Origin of the sequence: Duodenibacillus massiliensis, assembly GCF_900128485.1 — a bacterium.
In the GTDB taxonomy this organism is placed as follows: domain Bacteria; phylum Pseudomonadota; class Gammaproteobacteria; order Burkholderiales; family Burkholderiaceae_F; genus Duodenibacillus; species Duodenibacillus massiliensis.
The window spans coordinates 253558-278471 of the sequence record NZ_LT635859.1 but is presented as its reverse complement, the minus strand read 5'-3'; the positions used below and the strand labels follow the sequence as shown (position 1 = coordinate 278471).

The 24914-nt window shown below is 58.5% G+C and carries 18 protein-coding genes; 7 read left to right on the top strand and 11 right to left on the bottom strand.

Annotated features, from left to right (window positions below; translation table 11 throughout):
* From carB to phoR, 4 genes are all read left to right on the top strand, one after another.
* A partial coding sequence (gene carB / locus BQ7486_RS04220; RefSeq protein ID WP_143183063.1) for a carbamoyl-phosphate synthase large subunit occupies window positions 1-1484 on the top strand: 1484 nt, incomplete at its 5' end.
* Window positions 1485-1527: 43 nt separating this feature from the next.
* The gene (gene greA, locus BQ7486_RS04215) at window positions 1528-2007 is read left to right on the top strand and encodes a transcription elongation factor GreA (protein ID WP_022373386.1); all 480 of its coding nucleotides are present in this window, start codon (window positions 1528-1530) and stop codon (window positions 2005-2007) included.
* Between the two features lie 152 nt (window positions 2008-2159).
* Window positions 2160-2849 (top strand): response regulator, encoded by a 690-nt coding sequence (locus BQ7486_RS04210; RefSeq protein WP_022373385.1) that lies wholly within the window; start codon window positions 2160-2162, stop codon window positions 2847-2849.
* 21 nt (window positions 2850-2870) lie between these two features.
* Complete coding sequence (gene phoR / locus BQ7486_RS04205) at window positions 2871-4259, top strand: phosphate regulon sensor histidine kinase PhoR (protein ID WP_084765662.1); 1389 nt, start codon at window positions 2871-2873, stop codon at window positions 4257-4259.
* Here phoR and BQ7486_RS04200 read toward each other — a convergent pair whose 3' ends face one another.
* The 5 genes from BQ7486_RS04200 to BQ7486_RS04180 all read right to left on the bottom strand — a co-directional run bounded on the left by BQ7486_RS04200 (window position 4260) and on the right by BQ7486_RS04180 (window position 11719).
* Entirely contained in the window at window positions 4260-4748 is a 489-nt protein-coding gene (locus BQ7486_RS04200; RefSeq protein WP_074009078.1) for a dihydrofolate reductase, read from the bottom strand. It lies immediately after the preceding gene.
* A gap of 12 nt (window positions 4749-4760) precedes the next feature.
* Window positions 4761-5567 carry a thymidylate synthase gene (locus tag BQ7486_RS04195; RefSeq protein WP_074009077.1) on the bottom strand — a complete coding sequence of 269 codons (807 nt, stop codon included), beginning with the start codon at window positions 5565-5567 and terminating at the stop codon, window positions 4761-4763.
* A gap of 100 nt (window positions 5568-5667) precedes the next feature.
* Window positions 5668-6630 carry a phosphatidate cytidylyltransferase gene (locus BQ7486_RS04190; RefSeq protein ID WP_022373381.1) on the bottom strand — a complete coding sequence of 321 codons (963 nt, stop codon included), beginning with the start codon at window positions 6628-6630 and terminating at the stop codon, window positions 5668-5670.
* On the bottom strand, window positions 6627-7241 hold the full coding sequence (locus tag BQ7486_RS04185) for a lysophospholipid acyltransferase family protein (RefSeq protein WP_022373380.1): 615 nt from the start codon (window positions 7239-7241) through the stop codon (window positions 6627-6629). The genes BQ7486_RS04190 and BQ7486_RS04185 overlap by 4 nt, the downstream gene beginning before the upstream one ends.
* 410 nt (window positions 7242-7651) lie before the next feature.
* On the bottom strand, window positions 7652-11719 hold the full coding sequence (locus BQ7486_RS04180) for a YhdP family protein (RefSeq protein ID WP_074009076.1): 4068 nt from the start codon (window positions 11717-11719) through the stop codon (window positions 7652-7654).
* A 201-nt stretch (window positions 11720-11920) separates the two neighbouring features.
* Here BQ7486_RS04180 and glnE point away from each other — a divergent pair, with 201 nt between their 5' ends.
* On the top strand, window positions 11921-14728 hold the full coding sequence (gene glnE, locus BQ7486_RS04175; protein WP_074009075.1) for a bifunctional [glutamate--ammonia ligase]-adenylyl-L-tyrosine phosphorylase/[glutamate--ammonia-ligase] adenylyltransferase: 2808 nt from the start codon (window positions 11921-11923) through the stop codon (window positions 14726-14728).
* Between the two features lie 31 nt (window positions 14729-14759).
* A complete protein-coding gene (locus BQ7486_RS04170; protein WP_074009074.1) occupies window positions 14760-15857 on the top strand; it encodes an amidohydrolase in 1098 nt (365 codons plus the stop codon).
* A 128-nt stretch (window positions 15858-15985) separates the two neighbouring features.
* On the opposite strand, the gene BQ7486_RS04165 is transcribed toward BQ7486_RS04170, so the two are convergent.
* The 5 genes from BQ7486_RS04165 to BQ7486_RS04145 form a co-directional block, all read right to left on the bottom strand.
* On the bottom strand, window positions 15986-16399 hold the full coding sequence (locus BQ7486_RS04165; protein ID WP_074009073.1) for a YqaA family protein: 414 nt from the start codon (window positions 16397-16399) through the stop codon (window positions 15986-15988).
* A gap of 16 nt (window positions 16400-16415) precedes the next feature.
* Window positions 16416-18458, bottom strand: a complete 2043-nt coding sequence (locus BQ7486_RS04160) for a M3 family metallopeptidase (RefSeq protein ID WP_074009072.1) — start codon at window positions 18456-18458, stop codon at window positions 16416-16418.
* Window positions 18459-18463: 5 nt separating this feature from the next.
* A complete protein-coding gene (gene folD, locus BQ7486_RS04155; RefSeq protein ID WP_074009071.1) occupies window positions 18464-19315 on the bottom strand; it encodes a bifunctional methylenetetrahydrofolate dehydrogenase/methenyltetrahydrofolate cyclohydrolase FolD in 852 nt (283 codons plus the stop codon).
* 9 nt (window positions 19316-19324) lie between these two features.
* Window positions 19325-20536, bottom strand: coding sequence for a hypothetical protein (locus BQ7486_RS04150; RefSeq protein WP_074009070.1), 1212 nt, complete (start codon window positions 20534-20536; stop codon window positions 19325-19327).
* A gap of 62 nt (window positions 20537-20598) precedes the next feature.
* Window positions 20599-22026, bottom strand: a complete 1428-nt coding sequence (locus BQ7486_RS04145; RefSeq protein ID WP_074009244.1) for an FAD-binding oxidoreductase — start codon at window positions 22024-22026, stop codon at window positions 20599-20601.
* Between the two features lie 175 nt (window positions 22027-22201).
* Between BQ7486_RS04145 and BQ7486_RS04140 the strand changes: the two genes are divergently transcribed.
* Window positions 22202-22702 (top strand): DUF4143 domain-containing protein, encoded by a 501-nt coding sequence (locus BQ7486_RS04140; RefSeq protein ID WP_162272233.1) that lies wholly within the window; start codon window positions 22202-22204, stop codon window positions 22700-22702.
* Between the two features lie 68 nt (window positions 22703-22770).
* Here BQ7486_RS04140 and BQ7486_RS04135 read toward each other — a convergent pair whose 3' ends face one another.
* Window positions 22771-24819 (bottom strand): sodium-translocating pyrophosphatase, encoded by a 2049-nt coding sequence (locus BQ7486_RS04135; protein ID WP_022373126.1) that lies wholly within the window; start codon window positions 24817-24819, stop codon window positions 22771-22773.
* Window positions 24820-24914 lie beyond the last annotated feature (95 nt).

The following is a 24914-nucleotide window of genomic DNA, read 5'->3' as shown; positions in this document are numbered from 1 at the left end:
CATATACACATAAAGGTTTGAAAAAGAGACAGAGGGGGACCCGCCCCCCGGGGCCTGTTCCCACCGACTCCGACCCCCCCGACCGCCTCTACTTTGAACCGGTCACGCTTGAAGACGTTCTGGAAATCTGCCACAGCGAAAAACCCGCGGGCGTGATTGTTCAGTACGGCGGGCAGACGCCCTTGAAAATCTGCCGGGCTCTGGAAAAAGAGGGGGTGCCCATCATCGGTACGTCAACGGATGCGATTGACTGCGCCGAAGACCGTGAACGCTTCCAGAAGCTCATCAATGAATTGGGCCTTCGTCAGCCGCCCAACCGCACGGCGCACACCGAAGAAGCGGCTCTGAAACTTGCCGAAGAAATCGGCTACCCGATCGTGGTGCGTCCGAGCTACGTTCTGGGCGGCCGCGCCATGGATATCGTGCATAACAGTAAGGAACTGATGCGCTACATGCACGAAGCCATTGTGGTGAGCGAAGACAGCCCGGTGCTTTTGGATCACTTCTTGGACGACGCCGTTGAAATGGACGTTGATGCGGTAAGTGACGGCAAGGAAGTGAAAATCGGCGGACTCATGCAGCACGTGGAAGCCGCGGGTGTGCATTCCGGTGACTCGGCCTGCTCGCTGCCCCCGTACAGCCTTCGTGAAGACATCCTTCAGGAAGTGCGCCGCCAGACGGTGGTGATGGCAAAGGCTTTGGGTGTTGTGGGCCTTATGAACGTGCAGTTTGCGGTGAAAAATGCCGTCACTGAAAATCCCTTGATTTACGTTTTGGAAGTCAATCCCCGCGCCAGCCGCACGGTGCCCTTTGTCTCGAAGGCCACGGGCGTGCCGCTTGCAAAGATCGCCGCGCGCTGCATGGTGGGGGATTCCCTTGAAAAGCAGGGCGTGAAGGTTGAGGTCAAACCCAGCTACGTCTGCGTGAAGGAAGCCGTCTTCCCCTTTGCGAAGTTCCTGGGTGTTGACCCGGTTCTCGGCCCGGAAATGCGCTCCACGGGCGAAGTGATGGGCGTGGGCCGCACCTTCGGCGAAGCGCTCTTTAAGAGCCAGTTGGGGGCGGGCAACATGCTGCCTCCGGCGGGCGCCACGGTCTTTATTTCCGTGCGTGACGAAGATAAGCCGCGCGCGATTGTCGTGGCCGCGGAATTGGCGGACGCAGGCTACAAGCTCGTTGCCACCCGCGGCACCGGTGCTGCGCTTGCCAAAGCCGGCATCGACTGCAAGGTTGTGAATAAGGTGAGCGACGGCCGTCCGAACGTTTTGGACAAGATCAAGAACCACGAGATTCAGCTTGTGATCACCACGAGCAACGAATCGCGCGGCGAGATCAGCGACGCGCGCGCAATCCGCATGGCGGCGCTTGCAAACCGCGTCACGTACTTTACGACGATCGCCGGGGGCCGCGCAGCCGTTGAGGGCATCAAGCACCTTGAGGACGCGCAGGTCTATTCGCTGCAGGAGATGCATGCCGCGGCCGAGTAAAATGGCGGGCTTGCTGTTGGGAATTTATTGGAAGTAAGTAGCAATGGATAAACGTATTCCGATTACCGTGGCCGGGGCCGAGAAGCTTCGCCGCGAGCTCGATGAGTTAAAGCGCGTCAAGCGCCCCGCCGTCGTGCAGGCAATTGCCGAAGCACGCGAAAAGGGCGACTTGTCTGAAAACGCCGAATACGATGCGGCCAAGGAAATGCAGGGCCACATCGAAGGGCGTATTGCCGAACTCGAAGGGAAGATCCCGATGCTGCAGATCATCGATCCGAAGACGCTGCAGGCCGGGGAGCGCATCGTCTTTGGTGCGACCGTGGAGCTTGAAGACGAGGATTCCGGCAACACGAAGTCCTACCAGATCGTGGGAGACGATGAGGCTGACATCAAGGAAAACCGCATTTCGATCTCAAGTCCCCTCGCGCGCAGCCTTATCGGCAAGTTCGAGGGCGATGAGGTGACGTGCCCGGCCCCCAAGGGTCTCATTCACTACGCGATTATTTCCGTGAAGTACGTCTGACGTTTCTGAGCGGATTAACGCCAAAGGAGCCTGTACCGGGATGCGCATTTAAGGCAGTTTCCGGGCAGGCTTTTTTATTGGCTGGGTCTTTGTCATTTTTCTGTCATATTCGGTGCGCACGATGCGCTTAACTTAAACTTGAAGTCTGAGCTATGCCGGAACGCGTTTTGGTTGTGGAAGATGAGCCCGCCATTCGGGAACTCATCGGATTTGCCTGTGAAACCGCAGGCTTTCAGGTTTTTCGTGCGGGAACCGTAAAGGAAGCACAGTCTTTGCTTGCCGCGGATCACGCCGACCTTATCCTGCTTGACTGGATGCTGCCGGACCTCTCGGGCCTGCAGTGGCTTGAGCAACTGCGGCGCGATGAGAAAACCCAGGGGCTACCCGTCATCATGCTCACCGCGCGCGGCACGGAAAGCGACAAGGTGGCGGGGCTGGAGGCCGGCGCAGACGACTATATCGTCAAACCCTTCTCTCCGCGCGAATTGATTGCCCGCATGCGGGCGGTTCTGCGCCGCGGGCACAGTGAAGCCGAAAAGAACATCGTCTGCGGGCCGCTCACGATGAATGAAGCGCGCTTCAGCTGTAAGGTTAACGGCAATGAAGTGCGCTTGGGCGTGATTGAATTCAAGATGCTGTTGGTGCTCGCCGCCAACCCCGGGCGCGTTTACTCCCGCGCGCAGCTTTTGGAGCGTGTGTGGGACGATGCCGACGGCTTTGATGAGCGCACGGTGGACGTGCATATTCTGAGACTCAGAAAGCAGCTTGCGGCAACGGACGCCAAAAACATTGTGGAAACGGTGCGCGGGCTCGGGTACCGCGCGGTGGAATCGGCAGCGTAAAAACCTTCGGGGACTTTGGCGATGAAACGGATCCAACTCATGGGGCCGGTCTTTTTCCGGCTCATTCTCATCATTGTGCTGGGCCTTGCGTGTGCGGGGCTTACCAACCCCTACTGGGGCATGGGCGTGGTGATTCTGGGATTTTTTGCCGAAATCCTGATGCACTTAAATTACATCGCGCGGCTGGCGCACTGGCTCGATGACTCGGTGTCGGTGACGCGCGCGGACGCGGCCGAAGTGCCCGATGCCGCAATGGGCCTTTGGGCCGACATTTTTGCGCGGGTTTATAAAACCCGCCGGGCCTTTGATAAAAACGCACGGCGTCTGGAAGAGCGTGAAGCGCGCTACAAAAAAACGCTCGGAGCGCTTCCGGAAGGCATCCTTCTTTTAAAGCGCGACTGGGTGCTTTCCTGGTGTAACGCCAACGCCGAAGCGATTTTCGGCGTGAGCGGCGAAAACGATGTGGGGCGGCACGTCTTTGCGCTTGTGCCTGATGAGACACTCGTGGCGTACCTTAAGGCCGGACACTATGAGACGCCCTTGATCTGGCCCAAGGTGGGGACGGATAAAACCTACGAAATCCGCGTGGTCGTTGCCGACCGCAAAAACGCCCTTTTAATTGCGCGGGATGTGACGGAACAGGAAAAGCTCGATGCCATGCGGCGCGACTTTGTCGCGAACGTCTCGCACGAATTGAGAACCCCTCTCACGGTCCTTAACGGCTTTCTTGATATGGCGGTAAGCGGCGTCTCGGGTAAAGCCGAACTGCAGCCGCAGCACTTGGAACTCATGCGTGAGCAGGCGCTCAGGATGCAGCGCTTAATCGACGATCTTCTGACGCTTTCGCGCCTTGAGAGCGGCTCTACGGACAAAAAGAGCGAAACCGTGGCCCTGCATGAGTTGGTCTCAACGGTCACGGAAGAGATGCAGGTCGTCGCAAAAAACCGCCATACGGTGGATTGCTCGGTGGTGCCGGTGTGGCTTAACGGGTATTCCGATGAAATCCGCAGCGTGGTCGTCAACCTCATGACAAACGCCGTGCGCTATACGCCGCCGGGCGGCCATATCCACGCAACGGTTGCCGTAACGCCCGAAGGGCAGGCTGTGGTGAGCGTCTCAGATAACGGTATCGGCATTGACAAGAAGGATCTGCCGCGTCTTACGGAACGCTTTTACCGCGTGGATAAGTCGCGCTCGCGAAACACCGGGGGTACGGGCCTCGGACTTGCGATCGTAAAGCACGTGCTCCTTCACCACAACGCACAGATGAAAATTGAAAGTGAGCTTGGGAAGGGCTCCACCTTTACCGTGGTGTTTCCCGCTGAGCGCGTAAGCACCAAGGCGGCAGCCGACGTGATCGACGTGGCGGCTAAAGAAAAAGCGCCGGCCGCAGCTGTCGGCGCTTCGTGACTAGATCCTGTCGTAGCGGCAGAAGGTCAACATCGGGGTCGTGTCCGTTGCGGGGACTTCCCGTAAAACCGTTTTTTTCCATTCGCACGCGGGCAGTTCCGGAAAGGTCGTGTCACCCGCACATTCCGCCGCAATTTCGGTGACCCAGCAGGTCTGCGCGAGGGGGAGCGCTGCGCGGTAAATCTGACCGCCCCCGATCACAAAGACTTTGGCTTCGTTTTGAGCGGCCTTTAAGGCGTCAGCAAGCGATGGTACGGTAAGGGCTCCGTCGTAATGCGTTGCTGCATTGCGGCTTATCACAATGTTGGTGCGCCCCGGGAGGTTGCGCCCGATGCTTTCGCGCGTTTTACGGCCCATGATGACCGCAGCGCCCATCGTCACCGTCTTAAAGTGCTTGAGGTCTTCCGGAATATGCCAGGGCATGGTGCCGGCGTTTCCGATGACGCCGTTTGCGGCACGGGCCACAATCATTTCCAAGGGTGCGGACATTCGGGCGTCTCCTTAAACGGCAATCGGGGCTTTAATCGTCGGGTACGGGTCGTAGCCCACGATCTCAAAGTCCTCAAACTTGTAGTCAAAAAGCGAGGCCGGGCGGCGCTTAATCACTAGCTTCGGATAGGGGCGTGGCGTGCGGGAAAGCTGTTCTTTGACCTGCTCAAAGTGGTTGTTGTAGATGTGGCAGTCCCCGCCCGTCCAGATGAATTCCCCTGGCGTGAGGTCACACTGCTGCGCCATCATGCAGGTCAGAAGTGCGTAACTCGCGATGTTAAAGGGAACGCCAAGAAAAATGTCGCAGCTTCGCTGATAGAGTTGGCAGGAGAGTTTGCCGTCAGCCACATAAAACTGAAAGAGACAGTGACACGGCGGCAGCGCCATTTTGTCGATGTCTGCGACATTCCAGGCGCACACAATGATGCGTCGGCTGTCGGGGTGGTGCTGAATGAGATCCAGGGCCTGCGAGATCTGGTCGATCTTCTCTCCGTCCGGAGCGGGCCAGCTTCGCCACTGCACGCCGTAGATGGGCCCGAGGTTGCCGTCTTTGTCGGCCCATTCGTCCCAGATCGTCACTTTGTTGTCGTGGAGGTACTTGACGTTGCTGTCACCGTTTAAAAACCACAAAAGCTCGTGAATGATCGAGCGCAGGTGAAGTTTCTTGGTGGTCACCAGCGGAAAACTCTCGGTCAGGTCAAACCGCATCTGGTAGCCGAAGACCGAGCGGGTGCCCACGCCCGTGCGGTCGGTCTTTTGCGTGCCCGTTTCGAAAACGTGCCGTAAAAGGGTTTCGTACTGATTGCTTACAGGCGTCATCTTCGGGCTCCAAACAGGTTGAAAAAACGACCGGTACGCTTGGGGCGTACCGGAGGGAAAATCTTGAAGGAGAGTCTAACAGCTCTCGGCGGTCACAAAATCAGAGGTTCAGAATCTTAAAGAAGAGGATCGTGAGGTGATAGAAAGCGGGCGCGGCAAAAGTGAGCGGCGCAAAGCGCTCGAGAATCCCGCGGCCGATGTAGAGTTCCCCTTCCCAGCTGCGTGAGCCGAGACTACGCTTCACCGAATTGATGACGATGTCGCCCATGGCGCCAGCTAAAACAATCGCAAGCGAATAAAGCGCCGCCTGCCAGAGACGGAAGGGGGTGAGCCAGTAAAGCGCAACGCCCACCAAAAGCCCCAAAAAGCACCCGAGTGACATGCCCTTCACCGTCTTATTGGGGTTCATTCTCAGGGGCTTGCCGCCCAGTGCGGAACTCGCAATCACCGAGAAAAGATCCGCTGAGAAGATGACCAGCAGGAAAAAGAGAAGCATCAGGGGGCCGGAAGACCCGTAGCGCGTCATGTCAAGCGTCGCAATCGCGGGCGCATGGCTCACGCAGAACACGCAGATCATCACGCCCCACTGGACCTTGGCGACACGCTCAAGATACCGGTCCGTGTCGTGGCTTAAGGCTGCAATCACCGGCAACAGCAAGAAGAGATAGACCGGAATAAAAAGTGTAAAGACCGCCGAGAGGTCTAAGTACACAAGGAGGTACTGAATGGGGATCGCGAGATAAAACGCCACCACTAGCACCCAGTGGTCCGTGTGCTTAATGGGGGTAAGCGCAATAAATTCGCGCAGCAGGAAAAAGGAAAAGACCGCAAAGAGAATCGTGAGCGTTCCCTGTCCGAACCACCAGGCAATCGCAAAAATCGCGATAAGCCACCAGCCCATGCGGGTGCGGGCGTTCACAACCGCCAGGCGCTGTACGGCCTCGGGGCTCTTTGCGCGTCCCTGTGCCCAGAGACCGTAAATGGTGCCTGCGCCCATCAGAATGATGAGCGAGGCGAGAATGATGAGGTAGCCTGACTGCAGGCTGATTCCGAGTCGCATCATGATGATTGGGCCAGATCGATAACGGCCTGACGGGCCTTGGTTAAAAACTCTTCCTTGGGTTCGTCCGGGGAGTGTTCCAGCGGCGCCCCGAACCGGATCGAGCAGATCGTCGGAACCGGGATCAAAACACCCTTGGGCATCGCGCGGTAGAGGTTTTCGATATAAACCGGGATGAGTTCCACGTCCGGAAAGTCGCGCATCAGACGCCACAGGCCGCTTTTAAATTCACTCGGCAGCGGCTGCGGACGACGGGTGCCTTCCGGAAAAATGATGAGGGAGTCGCCCGCGGCCAGGGCTTCCTTCAGAGGCTTTAACGGATCGCTGCGGTCAGCGCCCTTGCGGTCAATCAAAACGACGTTTAATTCCTTCATCGCAAGGCGCTTACGGAAGAGCCCATGATCCCAGTAGTCCTTTGCAGCGACCGGGCGCGTGACGCGCCGCAGTAACCCGGGCAGCGCTGTCCAGATGACAACGGTGTCGAGGTGGCTTGTGTGGTTGGCAAAGTAAATCCTCTGCTTGTGAGAGGGGTTGCAGCCCATCCACTGCGGGTAGGCGCCGACCAAAAGCCGCGTGAGCCAGACAATCGGCGTCATCAACTGAAATTTGAACAAAACGTCACCCTGGTCTTAAAAGAAATACAGTACCCGCCATTTTAAATCGGGAATGTGACAAAGCCTTGTGCTGTCGGTAAGGCGGTGTTGCATAAGGTCGACACAAAAGGGGAGGGCGCAGGCGGACCGGTTTCGGCGGTTTTTTGAGAAACCATGCAGTGAAGACACTGCTGCGGGATAATCGAAAGTGCCGGAATACAGCGGCTTTTGAAGCGCAGCTTCGACCGTCCAGCAATGGTTAACGGGCAACTTGTTCCATTTTGGAACAAGTTCGGATGGAGGCGACAGATGAATGTTTGGCTGGCTACGCTTTGGGTTGGGATGTTGGCGCCTTCGGTCCTCATCTGCGTTCGTGAGAAGCCGAGGTTCGGTGTTCGGGCACAGGTCTGTTGCCCGTGAGTCGGGGACTGTCATTTCTCCGCCGCTTCAAGCGTTTTCGAGGCCGCCGACTTCTTTTCAATCGTTGGGTTGTCAAAAGAGCCCTGCACGTTGTATTCGGTCGAAAAGATTTTGCTCAAGGGGTTTCTCAGTAAAAGCTGTGCCACGAGCGACCCGATCCCCGCGACGGGATTCACAACCGCAAGCGCAATCGAAGCGCCCGCGGCATTGATGTCGGGGAGCACCAGCACGTCGTAGTCAATCGTACGCGTGTTGAAGTCAGCCTTGCCCGAGGAAATGATTGAGGCGTGACTGCCGATCACCTTGGTGCCGTCGGTGTAGGCAACACCTTTAACGACCTTGGATTCACTTGTCAGGGTGTCAAAGGAAAAGCCGTTTTGCACGAGGTCGCTGAAATCAAGCTGCAGGCGCTTTAATAGGGACTGCATGGAAAGAAGCGACAGCACCGCACCCCCGACGCCCGTGTTGACCTGCTGGAAAGAGCCGTTTGCAAGCGACACCTTCACCGGGCCCTCAATGGTGGAGACAACCGGCGACCAGGGCGTGCCGTCCCAGGTAAGCGAGACGCTCGCTTCCCCGTTCCCCTTCTGCAGCACGTTGGGGTAGCCGAGTTCGGTAAGAAGCACGCCCGCGTCATGGACCTTGAGGTCGGCGTGCAGCGAATGCGTGTTCTTGCCGCCTTTTTCGTGCCATTCGCCTTGCCCCGTGAGGGTGCCGCCGCTGTTGGCGATTGTGAGTGACGACAGCCTCCAGACGCGCTCACCGTCGGCTTTTTTCTCAATGTTGGCCTTTACCGAGGCTTTCCCCAGAATCATCTCGCCGTAACGGAGGTCTTCAACGTCGATGTCGGCTTCCGGCATCAGGCGGCGTCCGTTACCGGTGAGAATGGTCTGAATACCTGACCTGTCATAGGCGGGCAGGTGCAGTTTTTTAAAGTCGGCATGAAGCCGGCCGGCCCCTTCGGTGTCAATCGTGACGGTGCCGTCGGCGTTCGTGCCACCCACGCGGACACGCCATTCACTCCCGCTCATAAGGTCGGCGCGCGCTTCAACAGCGCCGAGATTCATGCCGGAATATTTCAGTTCCTCAAGGTCAACGGACACGCGCTCAAGCGTTGCGCCGCCCTCGGTGTCGCCGGTCACGGCGAGTTTCTTCGCCGCAGCAATCAAGGCTTCACCCGCAGTCTGCCAGCGGTCGGCATCGAGCGTCTTCCCGGTAATTTCCAGCGCAAAGCCCGAGCGGGGCAGATAGGTTCTGCGGCCCACGGCAAAACTGCCCCGGGGGCTCACGCGAGAGCCCTCAGCCGGGACTTCAACAATGCCTGAGAAGCGGTTTCTCGCAACGTTGACGGCAATTCGGTGGCGGGCCGTTTTGCCGCTTCCGGCGTTGGAAAACGCAAAGGTCAGGGGCCAGACGCTCCCAGCGCTTTTATTTAAGGGCGAGGGGAGGTCGGTTGAAACGCCTTTTAAGTCCGACTGCACGGACACGGAGACGCCGGTTGCGGGAGAGATACTGACCGCACCCACGTAACTTGTTTCGCCTTTTACGTGGGTGAGCGCCTCAGCAAGAATCGGGTTATTGTTGAAGTAGGTGACGGACCGGGGTTGAGCAAGCCCTGAAAACGCCAGGGAAATGGTGCCGTCTTCTTCGGTGTGCATGTTGAGCGTTGCATCGCGCGAGAAGGCCTTCGCGGTCACGCGTTCAGCCCAGGCGCCTTTTTCGGTAAAGGTGACGCGTCCGGTGAGGTCAGTCACCGGCGGCACGGGCCAGGGCATGGCAAGAACGTTTTCTTCCAGCGTCACGATTCCCTTCACCTTGGTGTCGCGGGCGTGCAGAAGCGGAATGTCGAGGGTGAGTTCAAGGGCAGCCGTGCCGCTACCTTGACTGCCTTCAAAGCTGTCCTTCAAGTAACCGCGGACGGGGCTGGCGGACACATAACCCAACATGGCGCCGAGATCGGCTTTGGCACGGCCCCGCACTTCAAGAAGGACATCGTTTCCCGCTGCGAGATCCGGAATGCGGGCCGTGGCGTGTTCAATCGGCACTCCCATTGTGCGGGAGGCGTCCGCCACAACCGTCATCGAAGCGCCCTCAAAGCGGATGGTGCCCTGAATGTCCGACAAAATCGGCCACTCCGATCCCGTTTCAAACCGGCCGTCGGCGGTCTTCACGTAATTGGGCACGTAGTCAACGGCCCCGTTTTCCACGTTGCCTTCAATGAGAAACTTTCCCTTGGTTCCGGGCGCCGTCCACGGGTAGTCGTTTAAGGCACCGGTGAGTTCCCATTTCCCATTTTTCGCGGTCCCCCCCACAAGGCCTGCCTGCAGCCACTTCGCGGTAGCCTCTCCCACCGCCAGCGGCATATAACGCCAGGCGCGCTCAGCCTTCATGCGCTCAATCGTCCCTGAAAGCGCCGCGGTGCCCGCTTCCCCTGTGTCGTGCCAGGTGCCCGAAGCCGTGACCGCGAGGTCCGTGTTTTCTGCCCGCACGTCTTTAAGCGTGAGTTCAAAGGGCAAGGGCGTGCCCGAGGTCCCCGCGGTGTCGGCGCCCCGCCAGCTCACGGTCCCCGTGAGTTTGTCAAACTCAAAGACCGGATCGGCGTAAATGCCCGGCAGAACCAGACGGGGGTTGGTGCTCGTAAGCCGCATTTCGCCCCCTTTCTGCGAAATGTCGGCCTGCCCTGAGACGCGGGAAAAACCGAAGCCCACCCCCTCTTTTTTCTTGCCGCCGGGGCCGTAAAGGCCCGAGGCAATCCGCAGGTTTTCAAAGTGCGTGGAAAAGCGCCAGTCGTGGGGATTATCCAAGGGCCCGTCCCAGGCAATGACGGACTGCGTCAGGTGCCCCGAGGGGCGGTGCTTGATAATAAGTTGCGCCAGTGGACGCGGTACCGGCAGGCGCGGCAGCATCTGCAGCAGGGGTTCAAGCTCAATGACGGACGCCGCCACCGTGACGCGTTCGGTATTGATGCCGTCCGCGGTAAGGGCAATCGTGGCCTCAAGGTCCGTGGGACCGATGCGGCGCCTGAAGGCGTTGGTGTAGGTAAGGTTTGCGGCCTTTACCGTGAGGTCTTTGCCGTCGTAGGACTGCGTAAGGCGCGCTGAGAGGTCATCAATCACCATGGGTTGAAGCTGCGGCGCAAATTTAAGCCGCGCGCGGGAGACGCCGACGTCAGCGGTGGCGGAGGTGAGTTTGCCTTCATCAAGCCCCACCCAAAGCCGCAGGCTTCCCGTGCCTTCCTCCACGACGGGCGCTAAAAGCGTACCGCGCGCAAAACGCGCAAAGTCAAAGTTGGGGGTGGCGGCGTAGGCCTCGCCCTTCCACGTTCGCCAGTCGGCCGACGGACTGAAAAGTGACGTTTCAAACCGGGCACGGATGTCCACCGGATTTTTGGCGTTGGTTTCCTGCACGGCCTGCGCGCCGAAAATCCATTCGGTAAGCCTTCGCTCAAAGGTGAGGTTTAAGTCCGTGAAGCGGCTCTCCGCCGGCGTGTCGTTTGTGAGGTCAATAAGCCGCAGGGTGGAGTCGGAAATATTGATGCGCCGCTGCTTTAAAAGCCAGGCAATGACGGGGTTCTCACGGTCCTTTTCGGTCTTCTCGCCCGCGGCAAGGTCAAAGCCGAAGCCTCCGACCTCGTAGGCGGATTTTCCGGTGCGCCGTACCGTGAGATCGACGTTTTTTACCGACAGGTTGTAAAAAGCAGGGGTTCCGAAAACGCTGTACCAGTAAAGCGTGGCGTTGACTTCCCCGATTTCAAGCACTTCGTCTTTGTCATGCCGGGCGTCGGCCTTCTTTAAAAGGACGTCCTCAAGGTGCAGCTGCGGCCAGAATTTTTCCCAGCTCGGCTCCACCGCGCCGATCGTGACTTCAGTGCCCGTGGCGTCACCGATTGCGCGCGCAATGTCGTCCTTAAAGTCCGCCACATGCGGCAGCAGATACCAGCGGGTGGTGAGAATAAGGGCCGCGAGAAGAAAGTACGCAGCCACCAGCGACCAAACCGTGAGCGCAACAATGCCGCGGATGCGCGGGTGCCGTAACCAGGCCCTCAGGCGCAAAGGCAGCAGTTTTCCGATCGATGGCATAGGGGTGGCGTCAGTATGTGCGGGCCCGCAAAAATCAGAAGAAGACGGCCTGCGGGCTGTAAAATCAGCGGCAAAACCGGTTCCCTGCCGGGCTCTCTCGGGGCTTCAATTCCTTAAAAAAGGACTCTAGCATAAGGCGCCCCGGGGCACGGCAGGAATCTTTTTCCGAATCTTTCAGTTTCTCTGCGGGTGAGACCGTTTATGGAACGCATCACACTCTCTCAGGTTCCCAGGTACTCCTTTTACGTGAAAAGGAGCCTTCAGGCGATTGACTACGGCGCAGACGACGCCCGGATGCTTGCGATGCTTGAAGAACGCACAAAAGCGCCGGTGACGCGCGAAATGATGGTCGAGTGCCTTGCCGGGTGCGAAACCGGTGAGTTTTTAGCCGACGCCATGCGCCGCTTACGGCGCGACGTGATGATTGCGCTCATTGCGCGCGATACGACGGGGCTCGCGGACTTCGAAGAAGTCGTGCGCACGATGTCAGACTTAGCTGAGGTGACGGTAAGCGCCGCCGTGCGGGTGCACAGCCGGGATCTGGCCCGCCGCTACGGGGTGCCCACAAGCACTGAGGGCGTGCCCCAGGACCTCTTGGTGGTCGGCATGGGAAAACTTGGCGGTCGGGAACTTAATGTGAGTTCTGATATTGACCTCATCTTTGTTTACGATGAGGCGGGCGACACCAAACCCACGGCCGAATTTCCCGATGCCCGCAAAAGCGTGAGCAACCACGAGTTTTTCGAGCGCCTCGCCAAACGCGTGATTCCGGCAATTAACGATGTGGAGGGCGTGGGTTTTGTGTTTCGCGTCGACATGCGCTTAAGGCCCTTCGGTGACGGCGGCCCCATTGTCGTAAGCCGTGACATGCTCGAAGAGTACCTCTATGCCGAAGGGCGCGACTGGGAGCGCTTTGCGTGGCTTAAGGGCCGCGTTGTAAACGACCCAGTCTTTATGACGGCGGAGGCCTTTGACGAAGCCACGAAGGGCTTAAGAAGCCTCGTGCGTCCTTTCGTTTTCCGTAAGTACGTCGACTTTTCGGCCTTAAGTTCGTTGACGCGCATGCACGAGATGATCCGTGCGGAAACTGCGCGGCGCGAAGCCGGAAAAGAGCCCGGGATCAACGTCAAGCTTGGCCGCGGCGGGATCCGCGAAATTGAATTCATCACGCAGACCTTTCAGATCATGCGGGGCGGCCGCGAGCCGCAGTTAAGAGGCCGCTCGACGCTTCCGATGCTCGCAGCCCTTGCCGAAGACGGCGCCGTTACGAAAGAAACGGCGGAAAAACTCTCGCGCGACTATGTGTTTTTGCGAAACCTCGAGCACGCGCTGCAGTATGTAGATGACCGCCAGACGCAGATGCTGATGGATGACGCCGAAACGCATGAAAAAATCGCGGCGATGCTCGGGATGACGCGTGAAGCGCTGGATACAAGGCTTGACGACGTGCGGCACTTCACCGCGCAGACCTTTGACGGGATTTTCCATATTGAAAGCGGAATAAAAACCCGAAGCGGCTGGCCCGTGGGTTGGGAAGCCGGGGACGATGAAGCGCAGAAAAGTGTCGCTGAGAAACTGACGGGCCTGGGGTATAAGGACGCGGACGCACTTGCCGCTCGGATGATGAAGCTTCTTAATTCCCGGTGGCTTGCGTCGCGCACGCCGCAGCAGCGCGAGCAGTTTGCAAATTTCATGGCGGCAACGGCTGAAAAGTGTCCGGAGTGGGCGACAAGTCAGCGCGCCGCGGTCGCCGCCGACGAAGTCTTTCAGCGCTATCTGAGTTTATTGGAAGTCATTCTCGGACGTCCCACCTACATTGCGCTTTTAAACCAGTATCCGAGCGCAGCGGCGCGCGTCGGAAAATTGCTTGCCGTGAGCCGCTGGGCCGCAGACTACCTCACGGTGCATCCGCTTCTTCTGGATGAGCTCGTGGACGGCCGTGGGCAGAGTATCGACAACTACACGCCGGTTGACTGGTCGCAGTGGAGTGAGACGTTAAGAAGCGGGCTCCTTGAACTCGGAGACGACCGTGAGCAGCAGATGAACCTCCTGCGTGACACGCATCACGGGGCGCTTTTTCACCTGCTCCTTGCGGACCTCGCGGGGCGCCTCACGATTGAGCGGCTCGCAGACCACCTCTCGGCGCTTGCGGACGCCGTCATTGAGCTCGTCCTTGAATTTGCCTGGGAGTCGGTTCCCAACCACCACTGTGAGCAGCCGCATTTTGCGGTGATTGCTTACGGGAAACTCGGCGGCAAGGAACTCGGGTACGCCTCCGACCTTGACCTCATCTTTCTTTACGACGACGCGGATCCCGCGGCGGACGCCGACTACTCAAAGCTCGTGCGCAGGATGTTGAGTTGGCTTACCGTACAGACAAGTTCCGGCATTCTTTTTGACATCGATATGCGCCTGCGCCCCAACGGCCAGAACGGCCTCACGGTCTCATCCCTTGAAATGTTTAAGCGCTACCAGCGTAACGACGACGGTAACGGCGCGTGGTTTTGGGAACATCAGGCTTTAACGCGTGCGCGCTTTTGCGCCGGGGATCCGGACGTGGGCCGCGCTTTTGAAGAAGAACGCCGCCACATACTGATGCTCGAGCGCGATCCCGCGGTGGTCGCAAAAGAAGTGGCCGCGATGCGCGCCAAAATGCTTGAAGGCCACCCCAACACCACGGAGCTTTTTGACATCAAGCATGACAGGGGTGGCATGGTCGACGTGGAATTCATCGTGCAGATGCTGGTGCTTACCTACGCGCACCGCTATCCCCAGCTTGTAAACAATTTCGGGAATATTCTCTTACTTGAAATGGCGGCGGACCTGGGGCTTGTAGCGAAAGACACAGCCTTGGCTGCCGTTGCCGCCTACCGGCGCTATCGTTCGATTCAGCGCGAGGTGAGACTCACTCTCGGAGCTGAAGGCGGCCCCGTGCGCGTGCCCTTTGAGGAGCTTAAGCCTGAGCGCACTGCGGTGCTTACGCTCTGGAAGAGCCTCTTTGGTGAATAAATTTCGGGTTGTTGTTTAGGGAGAAACAAATATGAAATTAGACACCGTTGCGGTCTGGAATGACCTGCACAAAACCCCGGAACTGGGTTTTCAGGAATTTAAAACGAGCGCCTACATTGCGGCGGCGCTGGAAAAGATGGGCTACGCCGTCACGCGCGGCATTGCGGGTACCGGTGTGCTTGCTGTGAAAAAGGGGACGGAGCCGGGCCCGGTGATGCTGCTGCGTGCCGACATGGATGCACTGCCCTTTAAGGATGAGGCCGGCAACCCCATCTGCCTTCATGCCTGCGGGCACGACGGGCACTGTGCGATGCTTCTCACAGCTGCCGCGGAACTTTTTGACAAGGTGAAAAAGGGAACACTCAAAATCTTCTTTCAGCCCGCGGAAGAAACCCTGAAAGGCGCGGTGGAATCCTATAAGAGCGGGATTATCGATGACGTTGAAATTGCGCTCGGGCTTCATATCCGCCCGGTGCAGGACTTAAAGGCCGGGGACATGTGTGCGGCTGTGCGCCACACCTCAAGCTCCGTTGTCTGCATCCGCATTAAGGGGCGCGGAGCGCACGCCTCGCGCCCGCATCTCGGCGTGAACTGTGCTGAGGCTGCGGCTTTGGTCACAAACGCTGTCTGTGCCATTAAGCTTGATCCCACAAAGACCTGGTCGGTGAAGGTGACGGGGATTAACGCCATGGCAAGCGCGCACAACATCATTCCGGACCATGCGGAAGTCTGGCTCGACTGCCGTGCGCAAACCAATCCCCTGATGACGGAGCTGCAGGCCAAATTAAAGGACGCCGGCATTTATGCCGCCAAGGCCGTGGGCGCCGAAGCCGAAATCGACTGCCAGGGAATTTTGCCCGCCGCTGAGTACGATGACGAACTGACGGCCCAGGTTGCTGAAGAAATCAAGAAGGTTGTGGGCAAGGAGCATCTCGATAAGGACTGCGGTGGCGGCGGTGAGGACTTCCACTTCTACAAACAGATGAAGCCGGAACTGCGCTGCGCTTACTTCGGTGTGGGCGTCGGGTGTGAGCCGGGCCTTCATGACCGCAACATGCACTTTGATCCGAAGTATCTTGTTAACGGCGCAAAGGTTCTGGAAGCGATGGCACTGCGCTACGTCGGCTGATTGCCGCCTGACTTTTTGAGTCCTTAAAAATCTGCCCGCACGGTGTTGATGCCTGCGGGCAGAACCGTTTTCAGCCAAGCAGTGCGTTAAGTTCCGGTATCGCTGAGTGACATCCCGATTCCTCAGCCTCACTGTGGCCAAACGCCGAAAAAGATGAGCGTAATCACCCCGTAGCGCAGGAATTTCCCGAGCGCCGTCCAAAAAAGCGCCGCCCAGACGTTAAGTTTCAGCCACCCCGCGGCAAGCGATAAAGCGTCGCCAACCACCGGAAGCCAGGAAAGAATCAGAAGCGGGGAACCGTAGTGCTGAAGGCGCGTGAGCGCCTTTTGAGGAAGTTTCTTTTGCGGAATGAGGCATCCGACGGCGTAGGTCGTCATGGCGCCCAGGGTATTGGCGGCAGCGGCAGTAAGAAGTGCCGCGGGCCAGGCCTCGCGATAGTTCGCGAGCACTGCCGTGAGTACCGCTTCGCTTGCTCCGGGAAAAAGCGTTGCCGAAATAAAGGCTGACGCAGCAAGCGAGGCAAGTGACGCTGTAAGACCCACGGCAGGTACCGTTTGTTTAAGCGGGTGTGCCCTGCATGCCGCTGTGACGCATCAGTGCGTCAAGCGTGGGCTTGCGGCCGCGGAAGGCAATGAAGTTTTCCATGGCGCTGCGGCTTGCGCCGCGGCTGATCACTTCATCGAGCCACCGTTTACCCACGGCCGGATTAAAGAGCCCTTCCTCTTCAAAGGCGCTGAAGGCGTCAGCGGAAAGCACTTCAGCCCACTTGTAGCTGTAGTAGCCCGCGGCGTAGCCCCCGGCAAAGATATGCGAGAAGCTCTGGGGGAACCGGTTAAAGGGAACGGAAGGGGTGACGGCAACTTCCTTTCGGACGTCAGAAAGAACCTTCATGAAGTCGGCTTTGCCGTCCCCGCAGCCGTGCAGCAGCATGTCAAACAAAGCAAACTCAAGCTGGCGCACGCAGAAAAGCCCCGCGTGGAAGTTTTTCGCGGCAAGCATCTTGTCAAAAAGCGCCTTCGGCAGGGGCTCTCCGGTTTCATCCTTCGCGCTGATCGTTTTGATCACGTCGTACTGCCAGGCCCAGTTTTCCATGAACTGGCTCGGCATCTCAACCGCGTCCCACTCAACGCCGTTAATCCCCGAAAGTCCCGCGGTTTCAACGCGGCTCAACATGTGGTGCAGGCCGTGGCCGAACTCATGAAAAAGCGTCTGCACATCGTCGTGCGTCAACAGCGACGGTTTGTCCCCGACGGGCTCGGCGAAGTTACAGACCAGGTAAGCGGTGGGCGTGCGGTGCGTGCCGTCAGGAAGCGTGCAGGCCGTAAGGTCGTTGTCCATCCAGGCGCCGCCCCGCTTGCTCGCACGGGCAAAAAGGTCGGTGTAAAACTGCGCGATGAGGTTGCCCTTTGCGTCACTGATGCGCCAAAAGCGCACGTCCTTGTGCCAGACGGGCGCAGTGTCCGGCGTAATGCGGATGTCAAAAAGCCGCTCAACGAGCCCGAAAAGGCCCTTAAAGACCGCAGGCAGCGTGAAGTACTGCTTCACCTCTTCGTCAGAAAAACTGTAGCGCTCCTCACGGAGTTTTTCCGAGGCCCAGGCCTGATCCCAGGGCTGCATGTCGGTGAGCGCGAGTTTCTCGCGCGCGTAGGCTTCAAGTTCCGTTTCGTCTTTTTGTGCCCAGGGTTTGGCGCGGGCCGCGAGGTCACGGAGAAAATGAATGACTTCGGCGGGCGTCTCCGCCATCTTGGTGGCAAGCGACACTTCGGCAAAATTCTTAAACCCGAGGAGTTCGGCTTCTTTCTGACGCAGCTCGAGCAACTGCTGAATCACAGGGCCGTTGTCTTTTTCCTTGGGACCGAATTCAGAGGCCCGCGTCACAAAGGCGCGGTAGACCGTTTCGCGGAGCGTGCGGTTTGCGGCATATTTCATCACCGGCAGATAAATCGGGTACTGCAGCGTGATGCGCCAGCCGTCGACGCCCGCGGCCTTGGCGGTCTGTGCCATCAGGGCCTTGTCACCCGAGGGGATTCCTTCGAGTTCCTTTTCGTCGGTGATGTCAAGCGTCCAGGCGTTTGTGGCATCAAGAAGGTTCTCACTGAATTTCTGCGAGAGCGCTGCCGCCTTTTCGCCGCAGGCCTTCAGTTCTGTCTTTTTGTCTGCGGGAAGGTCGGCGCCCGACAAACGGAAGTCCCGCATCTCGTGCTCAAGCAGGCGCTTTTTCTGTGCGGATAACGCTGCGTAGCCCGCGCCCGCAGCAATCGCCTTGTACTTGCCGTAGAGCGCTTCGTTTTGCGAGAGATCGATGTAAAACTGCGTCATGCGGGGAAGGTTCCCGTTAAACGCATCGCGCAGCTCAGGCGAATCCATCACGCCCATTAAGTGGCCGACGGCACCCCAGGCGCGCGACAGTTTTTCAAGGGCCGCGTCAAGCGGATCAATCACGTGCTGCCAGTCTGCGGCCGTTGCCGGGTCCGTGGCCTTTTTTAAAGCGTCAGCTGCGTCCTTTAAAAGGACGTCCAAAGCCGGTGACACGTGCTCGGCGCGGATTGCCGCGAAGTCAAGCAGATGCGCCTGGTGAATCAAAGGATTGGTTTCAGTCATATTCGTTACTTGTTCATTCGCCGTTCAACGGCTTCCACGGTATTGGTCATGAGCATGGCAATCGTCATGGGGCCCACGCCGCCCGGAACGGGCGAAACCCAGCCGGCAATCCCCATCACGGACGCGGTATCAATGTCCCCGCAGAGTTTCCCGTTTTCATCGCGGTTCATGCCGACGTCAATCACAAGGGCCCCGGGTTTGACCATGTCGCCCGTGATCATCTTCGCGCGCCCCACGGCGGCGATCAAAACGTCGGCGCGGCGGGTGACGTCCGCGAGATCAGCTGTGCGGCTGTGCGCGACCGTCACGGTGGCGTTTTTGGCCAAAAGCATCAGTGCCTGGGGTTTACCCACGATGTTGCTTCGGCCTACCACCACGGCCTCTTTGCCGGTTAAGTCGTAGTCCACGCTTTCGATCATCTTCATGACGCCGTAGGGCGTGCAGGGCATAAAGCCCCCGGTCCCGGTGAGAAGCTTCCCGGCATTCATCACGTGAAAGCCGTCCACGTCCTTTTCCGGGGCAATGGCGGCAATTACCTTTTCCGGAGCAATCTGCTCGGGTAAAGGGAGCTGCACGAGAATGCCGTCGACTCGCTTATCGTTATTGAGTTCCCCGATGAGCTTTAAAAGCTCTTCTTCGCAGGTGTCTTTGGCAAGCCGGTATTCAATGCTTTCGATACCGGTGTCGGCACAGGCGCGGATTTTGTTTCTGACATAGACCTGGCTTGCCGGGTCGTCCCCAACGATGACAACCGCAAGGCCCGGCCGGTGGCCTTTTTCGGTGAGTACCGTCGTGCGCTTGGCAAGATCGGCGCGAATCGAGGCGGCAAGCGCCTTTCCGTCAATAATCTGAGTCACGTTGATTCCTTACTTCAAAATGACTTTTTTGGATGAAGCTTCCCAATACTGCTTGGCTTCGAGGGCCTTGTCCGAGGCCGCCTTTACCGCAGCGGCCGCCGTGTCGTTGTAGCGCAGCCGGAAATCCGTGATCGGTTGGTTGCTCTTCAAAATCCGCACCGGCACCACGCGCATCGTGCGGCGCACGGTTTTGCTCTGGCGCGCGAATTCGGCGGGGTCGGTGGCGGCCACTTCAGCAAAGCCCACGGCCATGGAGCCCGCGTTAACCGGCTGAATCCCGATGTCGGCGGCTGCCACCGCGTCGTTCGGAATCAATTCCATCACGCGGTTACCGCGGATAGTGCGTACCTTCCATTTGCCGCCTTCGGCGGGCACAGGGCGTTCGGCCGCGTCATCGCGCTCACAAAAGACGCTTCGTTTGGCGGGGTGCACCTGAAAGACGCCTTCAGCGGCCCTGCGGCCGCGTTTGACGGGGTCAAAGGTCACACCCCAGGGATTGGCACCCTGGTGGTTGACGTAGGGAAGGCAAAAGAGGTTGCCGCGGGTAAAGGTCGTGGTGAGGCGCTCAAGTGACGAGGCCCCTGTGAAGGCGGCCTTTGCGGGCATCACGATCTCATCGTCTCCGAGCCACCAGGTTGTCTGGTAAACGAGGCTCCCCTCAGGGAAGACGGCATTTTTATCGGTGTACCAGGCAAGCGCAGTCGGGAGGTTATTGCCGTCCCGCATGTACTGGCGCACGGGTTTGCCGGAGACGTCGTAGGCGCGCACGGCGACCGCGAGGAAGTAGTTGGCGTCACCCTTAAAGCGGATAAGCGCGCGGCCGTCCTCCAAAAACCGGATTTCTTCGGCGCCGGTGTTCGCGACCGGTTTACTGTTGCGGAAAAGCGTATGCGCACCCGCGCCCCAGGAGAGAAACGGCTCTTTGTCTGCCGTCTGGCTTTCGGTGACGCGCAGGCGGTTACCTTCCGCGTTTAAGGCAAAGCGCGTGTCATGCGGCCCGTAGAAAACGTGAATCCCGTTTTTAAGCGCTTCTTCGGTGGTCACGGCCGCTTCTTTGGCATCCTTCGGGGCGCGCACCGCGGTTTCCGGCAGCCACCGGGCATCCGTGAATTCCTTGTAGTCGGCTTTGGCCGTGGGGGGCTGCGGCGCTGTGGCGCAGCCCGCTAAAAACAAAACTGCAGCGGCTGCGGCGGCTGTCGTGCGAATCGTGGTAAACGTCATGAGTGAAGTCTCAGCAACATGGAGTGTCTGAGCATCATAGACGAGAACGGCGGATTTTCTGCTTAAGAATCGAAAAGTACACCGGGATTTAACCGGTTTTCGGGGTCAAAGAGGGTTTTGACGGATCGTATTGCCTCGTATTCTTCGGGACTGCGCATGACGCGCAGCCACCCGGTCTTGATGCGTCCCACGCCGTGCTCGGCAGCGACCGACCCGCGGAACCTTTGAACATACGCGTAGACAACGGCGTGAATTGCCTCTTCGTGCGTAAAGCAGAGTCTGGGATCAAGCCCTGGTTTGACGCCCATGTTGTAGTGAAGGTTGCCGTCGCCGAAGTGCCCGAAAATGCTCGGGGCGATCCAGGAAAAGCGATTTCCAAGCTCTGTCGTGCATTCGGTGATGAAGGCAACAAGGGAGGATCGGGGCACACTGATGTCGTGTTTCACGTTACCCCCGGCCTTTTTGTGCGCTGAAGGAATGGATTCCCTCACGCGCCAGAGGGCTTCGTTCTGGGTTTCGCTCTGACCGATGACGGCGTCAGCCACCGTATCCGACTCAAAAAGGGCGGCAAGCAGGTTTTCAATCTGAGGGCGCGTGGCCTCAGACTCTTCGGTGGTGTCGTAACGGATTTCCGCGAGGACGTACCAGGGATGATTGAGCTCAAAACCCACGGGGATGTCAGGCAATTGCTCTCGGACCTTGGCAATCGTTGCAGCGTGCATGAGTTCAAAGGCTGAGAGCCTTGCCGAATAGTTTTTCGAAAGCGTCTCAAAAAGCTTTTCGGCAGCCTGCAGTGAATCAACGGCCGCCACAAACACGGTGCGTGCGGCAGGAAGTGCGGCAAACGCCAGCGCTGCCCGCGTGATGATGCCGAGCGTTCCTTCTGCGCCGATAAAAAGGTGCTTGAGGTCGTACCCGGTATTGTCTTTTCTGAGGCTTCTTAACATTGAAAGCACCCGCCCGTCAGGAAGCACGACTTCAAGACCGAGGCACTGCGCGCGCATGCTGCCGTAGCGCAGCACGTGCACGCCTCCGGCGTTCGTGGAAAGGGTTCCCCCCACCGTGCAGGTGCCTTCGGCGGCAAGGCTCACAGGAAAAAGAAGTCCCTCTTCGGCCGCCGCATCCTGAAGGTTTTTGAGAATCACGCCGCTTTGAACAACCGCGGTGGCGTTGACGCGGTCAATGGCCTCGATCCGGTTCATGCGGGCGGTATTGACAAGCACCGTGCGGCCGACATCGGCATCAGCAACCACAGGGGTGGCGGCTGCGGCGTTACCGGTGTTGCCCCCTTGCGTAAAAACGAGGGCCTTATGTTTGGTGCAGACCGCCATCAGGCGTGAGACCTCATCGGTTGAGGCGGGCAGTGCGCAGCAGGCTGCTTGTCCGTGCCAGCGGCGGCGGTTGTCGGTGAGCATCGGCGCAAACTGCGCCGGATCGGTTAAAACGGCTGCGTCGCCAATCGCCGCGCGAAGGTCCTCAATGAGTGTCACGACAGAGTTTCTCCAAAAATTGCAGGCAGCCGCCTCAGGCAAATTCATAGCGGCTGAATATACCTTAAGCGAAAACTATGTGCATGGTTTGGCTGCGTTTGGGCTAAGATTAAAAAAAATCGAAAGCCCGCATTCCTCCCGGGGCTCAAGCCCCGGGAGGAATGCGGGAAATTCTGTGAAACGGTGGTTGACGGTCGCTGAGAGGACGGGCCTCATTTATCTGCTGCCGCCCTTTGACGGCAGGATCGGACGGCAGCTTGTTAAAAGCCCGAAAATTTACCTCATCGACACGGGGCTTCTTGCGCACCTTCTGCGCATCGATTCGCCGCAGACAATGGCCGAGCATCCTTTGGCCGAAAAGTTTTTTGAGACGTTTGTGGTTACAGAAATTCTCAAGAGCTGGGTGAATAACGGCCGCACGCCTGACTTTTGCTTTTTCAAAGAAAGCCGCGGGATGGCAATTGCTCTTTTGATCCGAAGCGGCGGAAAGTACTTTCCGGTGGCCGTGACGACAAAACGGCATCCGCTGCCCGCGGACTCCAAATGGAGTCTGAAGCTCGCGCGGCTGGGCGTAAAGACGGGACCGGCTGCCGTCATTAGCACGGCACCGGGAGCTTACGCAGTGGCGCCTGACGTTGTCGTACAAAACGTTTGGTCGATCTGGTCAATGGTTTGAGACGGCAATGAAAAAGCCCCGGCATCCGTAAGACGTCCGGGGCTTTTAACTTACTCAGTCAGTTCCGGTTAGAGCAGCGGAACGATGAGAAGTGCCACGATGTTGATGATCTTAATCAACGGGTTCACGGCGGGACCAGCCGTATCCTTGTACGGATCGCCCACGGTGTCGCCCGTGACGGCTGCCTTGTGGGCATCGCTACCCTTGCCGCCGAAGTGACCGTCTTCGATGTACTTCTTGGCGTTATCCCAGGCACCGCCGCCGGTGGTCATGGAGATTGCGACGAAGATACCGGTAACGATCGTGCCCATCAGCACACCGCCCAGAGCCTGCGGGCCCAGAGCCAGACCCACCACGATCGGAACGATCACCGGCAGAATCGACGGAATGATCATTTCCTTAATGGCGGCGCCGGTGAGCATTCCGACAGCCTTGGAGTAGTCGGGCTTGGCCTTACCTTCCATGATGCCCGCGATTTCCTTGAACTGACGGCGCACTTCAATCACCACGCTCCCTGCGGCACGGCCCACGGCTTCCATCGCCATTGCACCGAAGAGGTAGGGAATCAGACCGCCGATGATAAGCCCGGCGATCACGTAGGGGTTGGAGAGGTCAAACGTGAAGTCGACGTTAAAGGACTGCTTCAGAGCGTGCGTGTAGTCGGCAAACAAGACGAGTGCCGCAAGACCGGCGGAACCGATGGCGTAGCCCTTCGTGACGGCCTTGGTGGTATTACCGACGGCATCCAGGGGATCGGTGACGGCGCGGACCTTTTCGTCCAATTCGCTCATTTCAGCGATACCGCCCGCGTTATCGGTGATCGGACCGTAGGCGTCAAGCGCCACAACGATACCGGCCATCGTCAGCATCGAGGTCGCGGCAACGGCAATACCGTAGAGGCCTGCGAGCCAGTAGCTCACAATAATGGCGATCACAACGCAGATCACGGGCATGGCGGTGGCCTTCATGGAAACCGCAAGACCCGCGATGATGTTCGTGCCGTGGCCGGTCGTGGAGGCTTTGGCCACATCCTGCACGGGCTTATATTCGGTACCCGTGTAGTACTCGGTGATGACAACCATCAGCCCCGTGAGAACCAGACCCACAATGGCGGTACCGAAAAGCGCACCCGTTGTCACGCCTTCAGGGAGCATTGCCGGATCGGAGAAGACAAAGTCGCCCACAAACCAGAAGGCAACGGCGGCGATCACGCCCGCGACAATCAAGCCGCGGTAGAGAGCCGTCATGATCTTCTTACCCGGGATGTAGTTCACAAAGAACGTGCCGATGATGCTTGCGATGATGGAAACGGCCCCGAGAATGAGGGGGTATTCCACGAGACGCATGGCGTCGCCCGTTGTGGCGAGCGCACCGATCATCATCGTCGCGATAAGGGTCACCGCGTACGTTTCAAAAAGGTCAGCGGCCATACCGGCGCAGTCACCGACGTTGTCGCCCACGTTATCGGCGATCACGGCGGGGTTACGCGGGTCGTCTTCGGGAATGCCGGCTTCCACCTTACCCACAAGGTCAGCGCCGACGTCGGCGCCCTTCGTGAAGATGCCGCCGCCAAGACGCGCAAAGATTGAAATCAGAGACGAACCGAAGGCAAGACCGATCAAGGGCTTGATCGTGGCGTAGAGGTTGGCGTCAGCCGGAGCGGTCTGGGTGAGAAACGCCATGTAGCCTGCAACGCCCAAAAGGCCCAGACCCACCACGAGCATACCCGTGATGGCGCCGCCTTTAAAGGCGACGTTAAGGGCTTCCTTCATGCCGATGCTCGCGGCCTGGGCGGTACGGACGTTGGCTTTAACCGAAACGTTCATGCCGATAAAGCCGCAGGCGCCGGAGAGAACGGCACCCAAAGCAAAACCAACGGCGGTCTTCCAGCCAAGAGCCGGAACAAAGGCGATCACAACGAAAAGAATGACGCCTACGACCGCAATGGTCGAATACTGTTTGGTGAGATAAGCCTGAGCGCCCTGCTGAATAGCGGACGAAATTTCCTGCATGCGGGCATTGCCGGGGTCTTTGGCAAGCACCCAGCTGCGGGTGACAAGGCCGAAGATGACGGCTAGGATGCCGGCGGCAATGGCAAGCCACAAAGCTGTAGTCATAGAACCTTCCTTTGGTGTCGCTTTCCTTTTTATCGCAGGAAAGGCGTACGCCGGTGATTTTCCAGTGGTTGTTAAAGAATAAGCCCGCGAAAATC